The organism is Candidatus Cardinium hertigii (assembly GCF_050864855.1).
GTDB classification, from domain to species: domain Bacteria; phylum Bacteroidota; class Bacteroidia; order Cytophagales; family Amoebophilaceae; genus Cardinium; species Cardinium hertigii_C.
On the sequence record NZ_JBOZWW010000054.1, the window covers coordinates 1 to 17,391 of the forward strand.

The following is a 17,391-nucleotide window of genomic DNA, read 5'->3' on the forward strand; positions in this document are numbered from 1 at the left end:
TTTTGGAGGTCTCGAACCTGAATCCCTGAAATATTTTTGGCTTGGAGTTTTTCTTTATCAAATTTTATAGAATCAGCTTCCGTGATGCGCCATCCTATATTATCAACTCTATGATCAAGAAATTTAGCTTCAATTGTAAATTTATCATCTTTGTGCACCACTCCTTCTTTAGAAACCGGATACTCAATGACTTGAATGTCATTTTTATTGGCCGTTCCATAGCGCAACCGGTCAAAATATACCTTGCCACTTGATGGATAGTAACAATAAATGGGACGCTTGACCCTATCTAGATTGAGGCACATCAATATGGCACCAAGTCCTAAACAATGATCTCCATGAAAATGACTAATAAAAATTCTTGTAACAGTAGAAGGAGCTATTTCTGCAAAAATAAATTGCCTTTGCGTCCCCTCTCCAGGATCAAATAAAAACCCTTCTCTATTCCATCGAAGAAGATAAGCCCCATTATTCCGAAATCGAGTTGAATACTGTGCACTACATCCTAGTATAATTAAATCTTTAATAATCATATGCTTAATTTTCTGTATTCAAGGTACTAACGTGCATGCTAGATGGATTCGTTGGATGAATAGTTTGCAATTTATATTTTTATGGTGATCTATGAAGTATATTTAAACGTGCATTCTATATTTATTTACTTGATTTACAGAATTTTTAAACAGTATTTGATTGGTATTCTTACTAAGAAATTAGGCATTAAATTCTATTAAATTTTTATAACTTATTATCAAAATAATACTATTCCAGTTCAGAATGCACATAAATAGAGATGCGACAGATCCTTTTGCCTAATACCCTAATATGGATGAGATCATTCATATCTAAAAATCATTTTTTATACCCTAATTTAGGATAAAGGGTAAGTATTTTAGTAGGATAATCAGTAGGATTGATAAAATTGAAAGGATCATTTATAGTGATCTCATATCCATCATTTTCTATTGCAATAGTAGATTTACTAGACCACGTACTAAATTTTTGATCTTCTTTTGAGTATTCTTCTAATATAGGAGATTTAATTTGAGAAAGTTTTTGTATGTTATCATTGAACATTGCATGATAAATTATTTTTTTATCTTCTTGATTATCAATACCAAATTCAAGAACACCTTCGATCGCAGGGTCATCACCGATCTGCATAGTTGCAAATGCTGAAACGCCCTTATTGGTATCAAAAAAATACTTTTTAGCATCATCAGAAGAAAGTAGACATTCTGCACCAGGAAGGTAATGAACACACCTACTGTAACGCTTAGCTTTATCCGTAAGCTTACTATAGTTTCTTTTTTTGTGAAGATCAAAATTTGCTATATCCTGTTCGGTTGCTGTTTCCCAACGCGTTACTCTAGGATGAAGCGTATAAAGACTATTAGAAAAAAGAGAATTTACCTTTAACGATACATCTTTATCACTATTAGAAAAACTTATTGTATTTACTGCTTTTTCTTTTACTGCTTTTACTGCTTTTACTGCTTTTGATTTCTTTTGATTTCTCTGTTTTGAATTAGAACTGTAACGTTTTTTTTGAGCGATCTGATCAGCTGTTATTGTGTCATATATTTTTTGCGCCTTTTCAAAACATTTATCAATTTCTAGCTTAATAAGCTCATATACTATATATGCCTTATGTGCCTTCTCCGCCATAAAGGACAGATCGTGATTTTTTGTTTTTTTTGCCTGTGTTTTCAAATCTTCGAAAAATTTATCCTCACTAACCAGATCATATATGCTATAATCTCTTTCACCCACTCGTGTCTCGTAAAACACATCGGAATACTTAGATTTTTTGTCTTCGAATATAGAAATAGCGTCTATATAAAACTGAGCCGCACAATGCTTGCCAACTGTTTTAGATAATTTTAAGACTTTCTTATATATATCATGCGCTTTAATTTGATATTTATACTCGTATTGGCTATTTATTATAGCCAAATTAGTTTGACCAAATTCTTCATGTATAGTTTTAACTAAATCAGGAATGTTATGACTTAAATATAATCCATCATCGTATTTTTTATTTCTTTTGCTATAAAATGTATATATATCATATTCGGCTGGACAATATTTATTAGGAACTATATCAGATGGTTTAGGAGGATGTATTCTAAGACTTTTATTTACATATTTTAAGAGATTTATGAGCACATCAGTAATGACCTTACCAAACATTTCTCCCCCTTTTTTAAATAATATTTCTGCTTGATCAGCAATATTATTTATTTTACCAAAATCTTTTTTTATCGAGGGATAGTCCAATTTTTTTTCTTTAGAATACGTAGCTAGTGCTGCTAGTCCCATACTTAGGTGAGCACGGCTTATTACTACACCTCTTAGTGTATCCACAACAGCTGCTTTTTTATCTTCTGTCACATTCTCCCATTTTGTCCAATAGGGTATCGCATCATATGTCCCATATTTATAATACAACTCTAGAATAGTAGATTCTTTTTCATGCTGAAGCATAGCAGTCTTTCCGTTAAATTCTATAAAATTAGCTTCACTTTTATCGAATGAATCGAAAAATTTTTCTGACAATTCTAATCCTTTTATGGTTCGCTCAAGGTGATCAGATGCGATGTCCTCAATACTTTTCTTTACGGTGTCGTGGCCGTCAGTTTTTTTACTACTTTCTTTATTCTTACTTGTTTCATTCGAATTGATAGCTTTTGTAAAATTTTCGCCAATGGCTAAACGATGCGCTATGCAAGAGGAAAATAGAAATAAAATAATATTTAAAGAAAAAAAGGAGCGTAACATGAACAAGTAATTAAAAAATTAAAGGATTGCTAACCTATCATAGAAAGTTTAAAAGCAAAAATAGCCATTGTAATCTCAAAAAGATATGTAAACGGCTTTGCCTATGTAAATGTGTAAATTATTTTTAGGTTTATTAAATCATATTTTCAAATTTAATTAAAAAATAGGCCATAGCCTCACTCCAATTATGAATAAGAATGATCCACTTTCTGGTCATGTAGTTAATAGTTAAGATAAATTATAGATTTATATACTTGATTTACATCTATTTTAATACAGTATTGTATTGGTATTTTTACTAAAAAATTAACGATTTGACCTACTTTTATAAAGTAATTTATAATATAAGAACCTGATAACTATAATGGTTTATCTAAAATATTTTTTATACAACTGTTTATACATAAATTCTATTAAATTTTTATAATTGATTATCAAACTAAAAATATTAAATAATTCATGTTTTAATTCATTTAACTCAATTAGTCACTTGTTTAAACAAAAAAAGCAAGTTTACTATTTAAATGTACATTTAAATAGTAAACAGCAAAAGATTTATGTTAATTCATGCAAGAAAGTGATAAATTAGATCCGTTATGCATTAAGGATAAAAGCGGCTAGATAATCGCTTGCCTTTCGATAAACCAAAATAAATTTTATAAAAATTTCATACATTTGAGTCATTTCAAGTAATCCAACACTAGGCGTGTAATTTTAGTGTTTTGTAGGTTATAAATAAAATAATAGCTGTTGTTTAATAGCAATAATATATTTATATATGATTGTGGATGTATAGAAACTTTTTGATGTAAAAGCCAGCTATTTTTTTATTTTTATTTTTTAGTCTTTTATTTTTTATGCCGATCCAGCCCCAAAAAGCAAGATTTATAGTTTTTCTATTCCTCTTTTTTTTTCAATCTCTCTCTAATAGCTTTGCTTTAGGAGTAGATTTTATAGAAAAAGCAGATTTTAATGAAGATGGATCTGGTCAATTTAGCATTGAAGTAGATTTAACAAAGACCAGTTATTTAATTTCGGTTATTAAATACTTAAATAAAAATTATAAAGATGTAACTAAAACTATTGGTTATAAAGCATTTAGTAATGCTAGCACAAAATTTGAAACAATAGCAGGTATTAGCCAGGTAGATGTAGCGTATGATGAAAAAATGCTCAAATTTAAGTTGATGTTTAAATTTAATACAATTCAAGCACTTAATAAAGCGATGGGAAAGCTTAATAAAGGGTTAGATCCTCCTAAGATTACCTATTTTAGTCTTGATGATGTACTTTTTATCCGAGAAGATCTAAATGGTGTTGCAAAGAAGCTACTCCTTTACCAGCAATATGATAATTCTTTAGTTAAAAGTTTGGATCTAGCCTCCTTTTTTAAAGAGTCCACCTATACAACTATCTATACTTTCTGTAATACAATTGAGGATTATAGTAATCCACTAAGTGAAGTCACTAAAGATAAAAAAACCATACGTGTTACCCATCATGTCTTCGCTCCGGATCAAGTAGAACATGCTATAGGCAATCGGCTTCATTTTACAAAAAAGTAGTTCATTAAAATAAGTTTTATGAAAACCAAGTACACCCACCTAGCAGAAAGAATAGAGGCCTTAAGGGACTTTCTTTGACTATGCTGATAAAAATAGAGAATTACAGTGGTTAGAAGCAGCAGTTGCTTCTTCTTCATTTTGGTCAAACCCAGCCGAAGCACAACAAACGATCCAAAAAATCAAAATTTTAAAAGAAACCATTGATCAATTCAATACCTTGCAGAACCAATGGGATGAGCTTCTTTTATTAGAATCTTTATTTGAAGAAGATACAATGGCTCAAGAAGAGCTGTCCCTTGTAGCATCTGGGCTTGCTACTTTACTAGAAGCCATTGAATTAAAAAAAATGTTGGATGGAGAAGAAGATCATTTAAATGCGATCATAGATATAAAGCCAGGTGCAGGTGGTACAGAAAGCCAAGATTGGGCCGAGATGTTGGTCCGTATGTATACCATGTGGGCAGCCAAACAGGGCTATACCGTTAAAGTAATTCATTACCAACCAGGGGATAGTGCTGGTATAAAGGCTGTTACGTTGGAAGTGATAGGTTCCTATGCTTATGGGTACATCAAAGCAGAAGTGGGTATTCATCGACTGGTACGTCTCTCTCCCTTTGATGCGGCAGGTAAAAGACATACCTCTTTTGCTTCCATATATGCAGCCCCTGTTATCGATGATTCTATAAAAATTGAAATAAATCCTGCCGATCTAAGTTGGGACACCTTTCGATCTGGTGGAGCCGGTGGGCAAAATGTCAATAAAGTAGAAACAGCAGTTCGTGTAAAGCATATACCAACTGGAACAGTAGTAGAATGCCAACAAGAGCGTTCTCAGCTACAAAATAGAGATAAAGCTTTACAATTGCTTAAATCTAAGCTCTATCAGCAAGAACTAGAAAAAAGAAGAGCCAAACAACAAGAAATAGAACGCAGCAAAAAAAAGATTGAATTTGGCGCTCAAATTAGAAGCTATGTACTACATCCTTATAAAGTTATCAAGGACAACCGAACAGGATATGAACGAAAGGATGTAGAAAATGTACTAGATGGTGCTATTGATGGCTTTATAAAAGCCTATTTATTACAACCTTAAATCATGCTTTGCATCTTAAAAAGAGTCTAGGAAAAACAAAAAACAGTTAGTCATAGATCGTTGCAATTTTATAAAGATAAAGGGGTACTAGGCACAATAACAAAATTACTTCGGGTGATGAACAAAATGGTTTAAAATAAGGGAATAATTTACGAGTAATAGCAAAGATAGACACTGATTTTTTAAATCAAAACGCCAAAATAATATTTTTTCTAAGCCAAGACGACAGAATCGTTAACTTGACGCCTATGGTTAGTATAGATGGTTCAAAACCAATTTTGTATAAATACAACTAAGGATTTTGATCCGTCTCATTTTTAAGTAGTCCTTCTAAAATATTTGCTTTCGTAGGCCATTTTTCACCAAACCAAACAAAACCAGGTAATTTCATTTGAGCTTCTTTTAAATTTTCTGCTGGGTAAAAGACGCCTATTGGTTTGGGTTGGCAAGTCATTTGCGCCAATGTATTATCAACCATAGTCATTTCCATACCATTACACTTGATATGGTTCATACCTACCAACTCATTGTTATCCCCAAGCGCAAAATATATACTCTCACTATTACCACTTATCGACATTTTTTGAATCACACCTTCTTTAAAAAGTCCAACTAGTTTATTCCCCTTTACTTGATTGTAGTGACCAACTAAATTTTCTGAGGCCATAAATAAATTTTTATCTACAAACATACGCACATGCTCTGCTTCCTCTATAGCCAAGTGTACTGCTTCTCCTGTAATTTGGTATTGACCGCACCAAATAACCGGCTTATTATGTAAACAAATTGTGTTTTTACTGGTATTATAAACAGCGCCATCTGCAACACCCTGTAAAACTTCTTGGTAGAGCCTAACATGGTTTAAGGCATGAATTTCTTGCTCTGGTGGTTCATTTTTTTCCAAAATAACAAAAGTATCTGCACGCAAATAGATCATTTCATTATTTATTACCTTGGTTAACAGTGGGCTACCTGTTATCACACCTTTTTTCTCTTTTCCAGCATAACTAGCCTTACCACCGGTTATTAAAGCATCATGCTTTTGCGAACAAAGTGAGACATGACCAGTAGCTGCGCAATCTTCCCCATTAATAATCTCTAAATGGTCTGCAGAAAGTGTCATATTTTCTGTAGTAAGTGCCCCTTGTTCAAAAGCAAGCTGTTTTTTAGGCAATGCATAATACCCCCCCTTATGGGTCGTAAGTACTCCATCATGATAAATAATTTTGGTAGCGCCTCGAAAATAAGCGACCTCTGATTCAGTATCGTAATCCAGCTGATCGGAATGGAAGGTATAGCTAGGGTCTACTAATACCACCTTATCGGAAAAGGTAACTTTATGATGGTGCCCATCATAAAGGCCCATACTACTGGTTAAAACCATTTGATCTTGTACCAACTTTCCCCCTTGCAAAAACTTACCTTGTTTTTTTTCTACATCGTAGATCAATTCAGGGGTATAAAATGTAGCCTTTTTAGATGAACAGCGTACATTTTTTTGAAAAATAGCTCGCTTTTCTAATAAGTAATAGGTTAAGAAAACACTTTCTACAACGCCACCTTCTTGATCGATAATTTTGACATTACCCTGCGCTTTTATCAGCGCCTGATCATCATATTGATAGGCCTTATCTGCAGTCAATACGATACCATTTGTATGGAAAGTAAATACCACATTCCCTTCTAGTTTCTTACAGGGCTTATTATCTACTACGTCGCCTTCCAACCGATCTGCTTTATAAGTGAGAACGTCAGCCCAAATAGAAAGGGGCAAAGTCAGTAGATATGCCACAAAATAAATAATTCGCTTACACACTTTTCTATCTTTTCAAAAATAAATCATTCAAACTTAATAAAAAGCAAGATAATGACCTAAGGGTTTATCAAGTGGGATCAGGTAACCTCATATTATATATAACACCCCAATAAAGGCAGAAAATATACTTATTGAATCAGTATAAATATTAAAATATAAACACTAATTTACTGTAAATCAGATTAATAAATTACTAATGTATATGACCAGAAAATAGGAAAAGGATCAAACAAAATTTATAAAAGTTGGTCCTAATTTTTCGGTTTACTATTTTTTCAGTCCACGATACTTTTTATCTCCACACTTTTTTTATTAAATTTGATTCTTCAGTGTAATGGCCACATGATGGTAGCTACTAGTCATGTATTGGATTCCAGATACATACCCATCAGGAAAATTTTACTGTCCGGCTTTGGGAAAACAACCCGAACTTGCAGTGCATCGTTTCAACATATAGAGTATAGAAATCCAGTATGAAATGATCAAGAATTATATGGATATATATAAATCAAGAGAAAAAACTGGATACTTTCAAGTTGAAAACCAGCTGTAAAAAGCCATTCATGCCGTAATCTTAAGCCCTGTATTTGCAATCGAGGGTGGGTTAACTTTTTAATTGATCACAAAGCACAAATATGAAAGCAATAGAGATTTTAGGGTATAAAAGAGCAAATCTCGGTAAAGCCGAATCTAAAAAACTAAGAGCAGCGGCACAAGTCCCAGGGGTACTATATGGTGGTACGGAGCAAGTACATTTTTATGTACCTATGGTGCTTTTACGTGATTTGATTTATACACCTCATGCCCATTTTGTAGACCTCAATATTGAAGGGTCTATGTACAGATGTATTTTACAAGAAATGCAATTCCATCCAGTAAGTGAAATGATGTTGCATGTAGATTTTTTGCAAATTTTTGATACTAAAAAAATTAAAATGGATATCCCAACTGCATTTGTCGGCAAAGCAATTGGTGTAGCCAAAGGAGGCGTCCTCTCTAAAAAGCAAAGGAAACTGCCTATTTCAGCTTATCCAAATAATATGCCATCAATAGTGGATATCGATGTTTCTCATCTTGACTTGGGGCAAATTGTACGAGTGCATCAAATTCCAATAGAAAATTATACTATTTTAGCCTTGCCTAATACACCAGTAGCCTCTATTGAGATTCCAAGGGCATTGCGTAGTGCAGCTAGTAAGGAGGAGAAAAAAGGTAAGTAATCATACGTTGCCTTTGGGAAATCGTTTTGAAGAAATACCATCAATAGCCATAGCGTCTAAAATAGCCTATGAAATTACTACTAGTTGGATTGGGAAATATTGGTCCAGAATATGTCCATACTAGGCACAATATAGGTTTTTTAGTAGTGGACCATCTAGCAGCTCAACAAAAAGTTACTTTTCAAACAAGTCGGTTGGCTGCTATCTCTTCTTTTACCCACGATCCACATCAAGTATATATGATTAAGCCTACCACCTATATGAATAATAGTGGTAAATCGGTTCACTATTGGCTGCACTACTTAAAAATACCAGTTGAACAAAGTTTGACGATCGTAGATGACATCACCCTTCCTTTCGGTACAATGCGTTTGCGGACGAAAGGCACTGATGCAGGCCACAATGGCCTAAAAAGCATTGCCCATGCTTTGGCTTCAAACCACTATCCACGCCTTCGAATAGGCATTGGAAATGATTTTCCTAAAGGAAAACTTTCAGATTTTGTTTTAAATAAGTTTAATGAAAAAGAATTACAAGCAATAGATGACCACCTAGATAAAGCTTATCAAATATTAATGACTTGGTGTCATAAAGGCATTACAAATGCTATGAACCAGTTTAATTAAACAAGATACAACGTACCTATTCAGATCAGTTTGGTGGATCAAAAAATAAAATACAAATTAAGCTCTATTAAAAAGCTTTCAAGGCACTGCTTATAAATGATGCACCAATTCGCTTAGTACGGAATGTAAGGAGGTGTCTTTTGTTTTTCCAAGTATAAACAGTGCCTTGAAAGCTTTTTATACAGGGTTATTTTTGTGCTTCTTAAGAAGGTAATGGCATGGTTACAGGTGATTGAATAGATATACCATAGGACCTAGTAAAAGTATGGGATTTACTTATGGGTTTTAGCGCCTAACAGGAGCACTATATTCATACCACCTTTTACTTCATGAACACAACTAACCAAGTAAAAAGTAACATCTAACACTTAATGTTCTTTTGCAATAGTACTTTGCAAATTTGCAAAGCGTTAGAAGCTTAAAGTAGATACTATTTTGTTATTTAACAGCCTTCTTGATCTGAATAGATACCATGACATTCTTACATTAGATTTTTTATCAAGTTTTTTTCTCATATTAGAAAAAACATTTTATCATTGTCTATCATTGCCATAATGATAGCACTATATATCTAGCCTTATAAAGGTTATGTAGCACCAGCCGCTTTAATTTTTGCTGCAAAGAACTTAGAATGCTTAAAAAATGGAATATAGTGTTCCTCTACAACGATAGCTGTATTGGTACTAATATTACGCCCAATTTTTTTAGCACGTTTCTTTTTAGAAAAACTACCAAAACCACTAAAATGTACGCGATGATCATCTATTACAGCATCTTGAATAACACGAAATAATTCATCGATCGTATTTTTAACATCTTCTTTATCAATCCCTGTTTTCCGAGCGATTGCTAAAATTACTTCTGATTTGGTCATGGTATATAGAGATTTAAAAATTATATAGCGATTTATCTAGATGGATAGTTTAGCACTACACCCACCCACAATATGCTATGATAACATGTTCATTATTATCCTGTGAATTTACATGAGACAGGTTGAACTTGCAATTATTTTCCTACATAAAACGATTATTTTTTTTGATAAATAGTAATTTATACATTAAATTTGTATTTCATCGTAGAAGTCGTTAGAAATTTTACGGTCTGGTAGTTCAGTTGGTTAGAATGCCTGCCTGTCACGTAGGAGGTCGCGGGTTCGAGTCCCGTCCAGACCGCTTCTTTCCGAGGTTAAGATAGAAAAATCGTTCCACTAGTACATACTAAGGTTTCGTATGTAAATAAAGTTACATGTAGATGTAACAAGCCATAGGTTAATAGCCTAATCGATGGATAAAATAGTAGTCAATTATGTAAATCAAAGCTAAGGATGTATGGCCTATGGGCATTGCTATTTAACCTGCTATTTCCGTGGCTTTTTCTATTCTTTATATACCATTGCACATGATTCAAAGAATTCAATCGCTTTATTTAGGCATAGTCTGTATGGCTATGGCTGCTTTTTTGAACGTTTCAGTTTGGGTAAAAGTAAGTTTAGATCGTATTTGTACCATCAAACCGTATGCACTTATTCTTTCTACAGATCAATATATTATATTTCCCTATGGTTGTTGCGCTTTGTACTGCTGTTACCTTATGGGAACAGCAGTATATGCCATCATGCGGCATAACCATAGAAAATTACAACTCCATTTAACTACACACATCAGCCTACTATTAATTATACTAGGGGTGGCCATTTGGATGTTGGTTAACAAGGCGAATAGGGGCTATTTGCCAAATGGATATAGCAGCTATAAAGTAGGAATCGTTTTTCCCTTCATCGCTTTAGTAGCCAACCTATTGGCACGGCATCATATTCAAAAAGATATCCGATTGGTGAATGAGGACTCTTTGCGCTAAGGGGGACCCCATATTATCACTATCTATCCATTGGGAGAGATTGGAGCTACTTTTGGATTTATTTGCAGCTTATTTTCGTTTAGACTAGTTGTCGCTTTTCTATCATTCAAGCTGTGCGCTCGGAAGGACTCGAACCCTCAACCTTCGGAGCCGAAATCCGACGTTCTATCCGGTTGAACTACGAGCGCATGACCAAAATTTTGTATATTTACAACCTATTTTTACAGCAAACTTTTAAAGTTGAACTAAAAATACAAAATTTTATGCATATATATGCTTGTAGCCAAACAAGTTTGTAAATCTTACCATGGATATAAAATTCTGAAACAGATCGATCTATGCATCCATACGGGGGAAATAGTCGCCATTATGGGCCCCTCTGGAGCTGGAAAAACTACGTTATTACATCTTTTATCTGCATTAGAGAGGCCAGATAGTGGCCTTTTAATACTGGATGGAATAGATCTTATAGCACTGAAAGATCGTGCATTGGCAACATTTAGAAATAAAAAAGTAGGATTTGTATTTCAGTTTCATAACCTTTTACCCGAATTTACCCTTTTCGAAAACGTCTGTATGCCCGGCTATATTGGCGCTTTTTCTAAAAAAGAAGTAGTCCAAAAAGCCAGTCACCTTTTAGATTTACTTGGCATTAGCCATCGAAAAAACTACTTACCGGAGGCTGTTTCTGGAGGAGAACGACAGCGTGCTGCTATGGCTAGGGCATTGATCAACGATCCATCTATTGTGTTTGCTGATGAACCCAGTGGTAATCTTGATTCCAAAAATGCAGAAATGCTACATGCACTTTTCTTAGATCTTTCTAAGCGGCTAAAGCAAACTTTCGTTTTGGTAACCCATAACCAATCATTGGCAACTATTACAGATAAAGTTTTACTACTAAAAGATGGTATATTACAGCCAGCTTAAAGTTGTAGCGGGCAACCCTAAAGCATAGGGGCAATTATGATCCCTTAAAAAGTAAAAAAACAGTTCGTTTTTAAATATAAAAAATCAATCTTATCATGCAATCTCCACAAAAGATTCTAGCAGATTTGCAAAAAAACAGCTATGCCCCTATTTATTTTTTGCAAGGAGAAGAAGTATATTATATCGATGCCATTACACAATATCTCGAAGAAAAACTACTGACGCCAGCTGAACAAAACTTTAATTTAACCATTTTTTATGGGAAAGAATGCAGCATGGCTACACTACTTACCCAAGCACGCCGTTTTCCAATGGCCGCTAGCCTACAAGTGGTTATCGTCAAAGAAGCACAAGAGATGGCAGACTTAAAAAACGGGATGGGCCAACAGCTATTATTACATTATGTGCAGCATCCACAACCTACTACTTTATTGGTTTTTGCACACAAATACAAAACAATAGATGGAAGAAGTGCTTTTGGAAAAGCATTAAGCAAACACAATGTGTTGATTACTTCCAAAAAACTATATGATGCACAATTGCCTGCTTTTATCAAGTCTTTTGTACAAAACCTTCAACTGTCTATCACAGAAGAAGCGGTTTACTTAGTAGAAGCCTATATAGGTAATGATTTAACCAGAATAGCCAGTGAACTCCATAAATTACGTATTAACCTTACTCCAAACAGTACAATTACAGATGATACCGTAGAAGCCTATATAGGGCTACACAAGCCTTTCAATGTATTTGAACTACAAAAAGCCATTATGCAGAAAGATTATCCCAGAAGCTACCAAATGATTGGTATTTGTGCATCTAGTGCCAAAGAACATGCTGCGTTGCCTATTGTAACCATCTTATACAATCTTTTTGCCAAGCTACTGGTATTGCACCAAACCAAAGAAACCATTCCTACTAAGATTGCACAACAAGTTGATATACATCCCTATTTTATAAAAGGGTATCTTGATGCGGTCCAAAAGTATACATTGCGCCAAACCATGCATAACATAACCTTTCTCCATCAAGCGGATCTTCAATTAAAAGGCATTCATTCCAATATGAATGATTTCCAAATTATGAAAGAATTAATTTTTAAATTGATGCACCCTTAAATTGACTTGTGAAAAGCCAACAAGTTCTATTCAGTAGGTGCTATTTTGCAGACAAAATGTAAAATAGCTATGCTAGCGTAGCAAGATAAAATAGAAATTCCTATTTTGGAGCTATAGAATGTACGAACCATTTTTATAAATGGAGCCCATTATCGGCCCTCTATGCTACTTAGTGGTATAGGCATATTGACCCAGTTTGCTATAGCACCAAAACTGTTACCAGAGAAGCGGTTTACTTTGAAGCTAATATACTTATGATACAACGAATATACACCGTTATGGCAATGGCCATTTTCTTCATGACTATCCCTTATAAGGGATACCCTTCAACCAACCATTCGTCTGTCTCATTTCCAGAGGCTATCTTTCATGAAGGGTTAATCCACTTTGACCAACAGGAATATGCAGCGGCACAAAAGTACTTCGAAACCTATACAACCCAGCAGTCCAAAAAATACAAGCAAGAAGAAGCTGCTTATTATTTGGTCTTATCTGCCTTAGAAAACAAAGATCCCCATATAGTGATGCTGTTACAATATTTTATAGTAAAGCATCCTACTAGTCCACATGTAGAAACTGTGCGTTATCATTTGGCCCATTGTTTTTCTAAAGTAGGTTTGTGGGATAAAAGCCTCACCCTATATCAAAATATTAATCCAGATCGCTTAACACCTAAAGCACGCACAGCATTTCAATATGCGATAGGAGCTACCTATTTGCAATTAAAAGATTGGGAAAATGCAAAAAAAAGTTTTTTAGCTATTAAGAAAAAAACACATCCTTACTATTACCCTGCACAATTACAGATGGCGTATATAGCTTTTGAGCAAGGAGATTATGATGGTGCACTAGTCGCACTACAAGCAGCCAAGACAAAATACAAAGAAGAAACCCAAAGTTTGATTGTAAAGGTATACCATAAAGCAGGCAACTTTTCATCATTGTTAGCCTATGTGCAGAGTTGTCCGGCTTCATCTTTTGGCAGACAAGATCAACTTCTTATTGGGGATGCCTACTTTTTTCTCAAACAATATCCAGCAGCCATTGTCCACTATCAAGCAGCCTTAGATAAAGATACCGTCCGTATGACATGGGCTAAGCTGGGCCATGCGTTATACAAAACGGGACAATACCCTGAAGCAGAAACCTGTTTTCAGAAATTGTTAGAAAAGGAAGATCATCCCGGTCAAATTGCTGCCTACTATAGTGGGCTAATGTACGAAAAAAAAGGTAACCTGTCAGCGGCAACAGCTGCTTTTGTCCAAGCTGCACGGCTAAAATTTGATCCAGCCATCAGCGATTTAGCAGCGATCAAAGGTGCAAGCTTACATTACCAACAGGGCGCCATTGCAGAAGTTATAGAAACAATGACGGCTTTTATTCAAGCCCGACCAGATAGTAAAAATCTTTCGGCTGCACAAGCCTTACTGGTAACTTGTTATTACAAAATAAAGGCTTACCAACAGGCCATAGATTATATGGCCGCACTGCCCTATAAAACAGAACCACTTTTAAGATTATACCAGAAAGCACTTTTTTACCAAGGATTATCAGCATACAATGCAGATAGGTTCGATGCTGCCATACAATATTTAAAACAATCTCTACTTTTCCCTTGTAAATCCGCTTTGGTACTACAAGCCCAGTTTTGGTTAGGAGAAGCCTTTTCTGCCCTTGGCGCATATGAAAAAGCTTTAAGATTTTACAAAAAATATCGGCAACAAGATGGGGTAAATACACTTTATTATGCAAAAAACCTATATGGATTAGCCTATAGTTACTTTAACACGGGCCATTACACCACTGCCGCCCAAACGTTTGAAGCCTATATAAGGATTACCCAAAAACAGCCTGCTGCTACCCACTATGATGCCATTCTTAGGTTGGCTGATTGTTATTATGTAAAGAAAGATTACAAAGAAGCGCTTAGGCTGTATGCACGTGTGTATACCTATCATTCTGCCCATGTTCGCTACCAAGAAGCTCTGATTTACGAGATATTAGGAGACAAAGTTCAGGCAGAGCGTTGCCTACAAGAAATATTCATACATCATACAGAGACCAAGTATTATGAAAAAGCATGCTATCATAAAGCTTGTACTATATTCAACGCAGGCCACTATGAAGCAGCCATTCAATCATTTAGCCACCTTATCCAACGGCAGCCAACCAGTGATTTACAACCAGAGTTATTAATCAAACGAGGACTTGCGTATGAAAATCTTCAAAGATATGAATCCGCTGCTGCAGACTATCAAGTGATTTTAGATCAATATCCCACTCACTTCCATGCAGAAAGTGCTTTAATGGCATTATGCAACCTATTCGCTGTACAAGGAATCCCTGAAAAAGCAGACGTATATTTAAAAAAGTATGCCCATATAACGCAAAAGTTGGCTAGTCATTCCGATGAGCAGGCCATTGGTGCGGCCAAACAGCTCTTTTATAATCAGGCTTATCATAAAGTATTGCAAAAACTGGCTGGTTTTGATAAGCACTATCCCTCTAGTCAGTGGCTTTCAGAAGCTTATTTTTTAATGGCAGAAAGCTATTATAGGCTGCAAAAGCAGGGTCCAGCTATACGTTATTATAAAAAGGTAATAGCTCAAACTACTTTCCATAAAAAAGCATGGCTAAGAATGGGTGACCTAGCTTACCAAAGCAAACGTTTTAAAGAAGCCATTACCCATTACCAAAAATTACAGAAGATGGAACTGACAAACAAGGAATACCATCATACCTTAATGGGGCTTATAAAAGCTAGTTTTGTCCTAAAAAAATACCAAATTACCACACCAGCTTGTTTACAATTGTTGAATAGCCCTAAGGATGCACCAGTTGAAACCCTCCAACAGGCTGGGCTTTATCTAGGCAAAATAGCCATGCAACGATCAGAATATAAACGTGCTGCAAGCCATTTTTTAAAAGCTAGTAAGCCATTGCATACCGCTACAGCATCAGAGGCACAATATCTATTGGCCCATACAGCATTTAAACGAAAAGCTTATACCACTTCTTTAGATATTTTATTTGACCTAATAGAAAAATATCCACACAATATACATTATATAGATGGAGCTTTTTTGCTAATGGCGGACAATTACATAATGTTAGGGAACCTTACACAGGCTAAAGCTACTTTGGACTCTATGATTCAGCAATCCAAAAATAAAAACAATATTGCAGTTGCTAAGCAAAAAAAGTCCAAAGTGACTGCTCAACTCAAAGCAGCAAATATGGCTACTAAGCAAGCAGCATCACACCCCAAAAGTGCGCCATAGATCTTTAAGAAATTTTTATAGTATGCATGGCTCTTTTAGAAAAAGACATCAAAAAACAAATGCGATAAAATTGACCTTCTGATTTTTTACTCAAAATACTAAAATAAAAAACATAAATTATTATGATAATCAGTATTATACTAATATATAAAATATATTTAAAAAAGTATTGCCTTTAATAATTTATTTTTGTACAATACAAAAACGGTACCGTAAAAAACAACCAAAAAATCGGTACAGTGCTTCACCATTTTTTTCTCTTTTTTTCATCATTAAATAATAAGTAAATACAGAAGATAGAATTTCTATTCTATTTAGATTTCTGTCTTCTTTCTTTTTACCTATTCAGGTCTGCATTAAAAACTCATTTATTTTATTTTTTACAGAAATGGCATATAAAAATATTTATGAAGTATTAGAGCAATACGAATATGATCCATCTAAAATGGAGGACTTTATTAAGGAGATAAATACATTTAAGAGTGACATTGATATTATTGATCCTGATAAAAGAGTTACGCCAATAACATACTATTGTATTAAACATTTAAAATCCGGTGTAAACCGTGATGTACTTGAAATTCTAATTACAGAATTAGAAGCAAACGTGAATAAGAAGAGTGCACGTTTTGATATTCCATTGTCTATTTTATTAGATAGTGAGAACAGAATAGATAATGTAGATGCTATTAAACTTCTATACCAATATACTGATAAAAATTTGTTAATAGAACAAGAAAATCCTGGGAAGAAGCGTAGTTTATTTGTTCGTCTTATTACAGATAATGAAATTTTTAATTCAGAAGAAGTTGATATGCTGCATGGTGATATAATACGAACACTCAAACTCAAACAAGATAAAGAAACATGGATTCTCTATTTAGTCGGCCCTGAAATATTATTTTTGAATAAATTTATTGAATGGATATTTCTTTATAATATATATGGTTTATCAGGCGCTCTATTTTTCTTACCCAAGATATAGGTATAACTGGTTTTGGATTAAGAATTTTAATTATATAGGTTTTAATTTATTTGACTGTGAGGGTATTAAGAATAATTTTCTTGTAATCAGTCGTAGGTTATGAGCAATAGCACATAAAA

The 17,391-nt window shown here is 34.3% G+C and carries 13 protein-coding genes, 2 tRNA genes and 1 pseudogene; 10 read left to right on the plus strand and 6 right to left on the minus strand.

Going from position 1 to position 17,391, the window contains the following annotated elements; genetic code table 11:
- Window positions 1–533: MBL fold metallo-hydrolase (locus ACRRVB_RS02815; protein ID WP_432466472.1), on the minus strand; the 533-nt coding region annotated here is incomplete at its 3' end.
- A gap of 319 nt (window positions 534–852) precedes the next feature.
- Entirely contained in the window at window positions 853–2,781 is a 1,929-nt protein-coding gene (locus tag ACRRVB_RS02820) for a DUF1609 domain-containing protein (RefSeq protein ID WP_432466473.1), read from the minus strand.
- Between the two features lie 857 nt (window positions 2,782–3,638).
- Between ACRRVB_RS02820 and ACRRVB_RS02825 the strand changes: the two genes are divergently transcribed.
- Both ACRRVB_RS02825 and prfB read left to right on the plus strand, forming a co-directional pair.
- A complete protein-coding gene (locus ACRRVB_RS02825; protein WP_432466474.1) occupies window positions 3,639–4,346 on the plus strand; it encodes a hypothetical protein in 708 nt (235 codons plus the stop codon).
- An 18-nt stretch (window positions 4,347–4,364) separates the two neighbouring features.
- Window positions 4,365–5,439, plus strand: a protein-coding gene (prfB, locus tag ACRRVB_RS02830; protein WP_432466475.1) for a peptide chain release factor 2 whose coding sequence is annotated in 2 segments (ribosomal slippage) — window positions 4,365–4,421 and window positions 4,423–5,439 — 1,074 coding nt in all. Because the reading frame shifts where the segments join, the coding sequence is not laid out codon by codon here.
- 292 nt (window positions 5,440–5,731) lie between these two features.
- Here the strand turns inward: prfB and ACRRVB_RS02835 are convergent.
- Window positions 5,732–7,231 (minus strand): OstA-like protein, encoded by a 1,500-nt coding sequence (locus ACRRVB_RS02835; RefSeq protein ID WP_432466476.1) that lies wholly within the window; start codon window positions 7,229–7,231, stop codon window positions 5,732–5,734.
- Between the two features lie 659 nt (window positions 7,232–7,890).
- On the opposite strand from ACRRVB_RS02835, the gene ACRRVB_RS02840 reads away from it, so the two are divergent.
- Both ACRRVB_RS02840 and pth read left to right on the plus strand, forming a co-directional pair.
- Window positions 7,891–8,475 (plus strand): 50S ribosomal protein L25/general stress protein Ctc, encoded by a 585-nt coding sequence (locus tag ACRRVB_RS02840; protein WP_432466477.1) that lies wholly within the window; start codon window positions 7,891–7,893, stop codon window positions 8,473–8,475.
- A gap of 68 nt (window positions 8,476–8,543) precedes the next feature.
- Window positions 8,544–9,101: an aminoacyl-tRNA hydrolase gene (gene pth, locus ACRRVB_RS02845; RefSeq protein WP_432466478.1), complete on the plus strand. Its 558-nt coding sequence runs from the start codon at window positions 8,544–8,546 to the stop codon at window positions 9,099–9,101.
- A 586-nt stretch (window positions 9,102–9,687) separates the two neighbouring features.
- Here pth and ACRRVB_RS02850 read toward each other — a convergent pair.
- Entirely contained in the window at window positions 9,688–9,975 is a 288-nt protein-coding gene (locus tag ACRRVB_RS02850; protein ID WP_014934458.1) for an HU family DNA-binding protein, read from the minus strand.
- A 227-nt stretch (window positions 9,976–10,202) separates the two neighbouring features.
- On the opposite strand from ACRRVB_RS02850, the gene ACRRVB_RS02855 reads away from it, so the two are divergent.
- Window positions 10,203–10,276: transfer RNA gene (locus ACRRVB_RS02855), tRNA-Asp, on the plus strand.
- A gap of 226 nt (window positions 10,277–10,502) precedes the next feature.
- A complete protein-coding gene (locus tag ACRRVB_RS02860; RefSeq protein ID WP_432466479.1) occupies window positions 10,503–10,961 on the plus strand; it encodes a DUF4293 family protein in 459 nt (152 codons plus the stop codon).
- A 114-nt stretch (window positions 10,962–11,075) separates the two neighbouring features.
- Here ACRRVB_RS02860 and ACRRVB_RS02865 read toward each other — a convergent pair.
- A tRNA-Arg gene (locus tag ACRRVB_RS02865) sits at window positions 11,076–11,149 on the minus strand.
- Window positions 11,150–11,234: 85 nt separating this feature from the next.
- Here ACRRVB_RS02865 and ACRRVB_RS02870 point away from each other — a divergent pair.
- The 4 genes from ACRRVB_RS02870 to ACRRVB_RS02885 all read left to right on the plus strand — a co-directional run bounded on the left by ACRRVB_RS02870 (window position 11,235) and on the right by ACRRVB_RS02885 (window position 17,272).
- Entirely contained in the window at window positions 11,235–11,891 is a 657-nt protein-coding gene (locus ACRRVB_RS02870) for an ABC transporter ATP-binding protein (RefSeq protein WP_432466480.1), read from the plus strand.
- A gap of 95 nt (window positions 11,892–11,986) precedes the next feature.
- Window positions 11,987–13,006: a DNA polymerase III subunit delta gene (gene holA, locus ACRRVB_RS02875; RefSeq protein ID WP_432466481.1), complete on the plus strand. Its 1,020-nt coding sequence runs from the start codon at window positions 11,987–11,989 to the stop codon at window positions 13,004–13,006.
- A gap of 254 nt (window positions 13,007–13,260) precedes the next feature.
- A complete protein-coding gene (locus ACRRVB_RS02880; protein WP_432466482.1) occupies window positions 13,261–16,287 on the plus strand; it encodes a tetratricopeptide repeat protein in 3,027 nt (1,008 codons plus the stop codon).
- A gap of 388 nt (window positions 16,288–16,675) precedes the next feature.
- Entirely contained in the window at window positions 16,676–17,272 is a 597-nt protein-coding gene (locus ACRRVB_RS02885) for a hypothetical protein (RefSeq protein ID WP_432466483.1), read from the plus strand.
- On the opposite strand, the pseudogene ACRRVB_RS02890 reads toward ACRRVB_RS02885, so the two are convergent.
- Window positions 17,202–17,391, minus strand: a pseudogene (locus ACRRVB_RS02890) (IS5-like element ISCca5 family transposase); the annotation flags it as partial. The gene ACRRVB_RS02885 and the pseudogene ACRRVB_RS02890 overlap by 71 nt on opposite strands.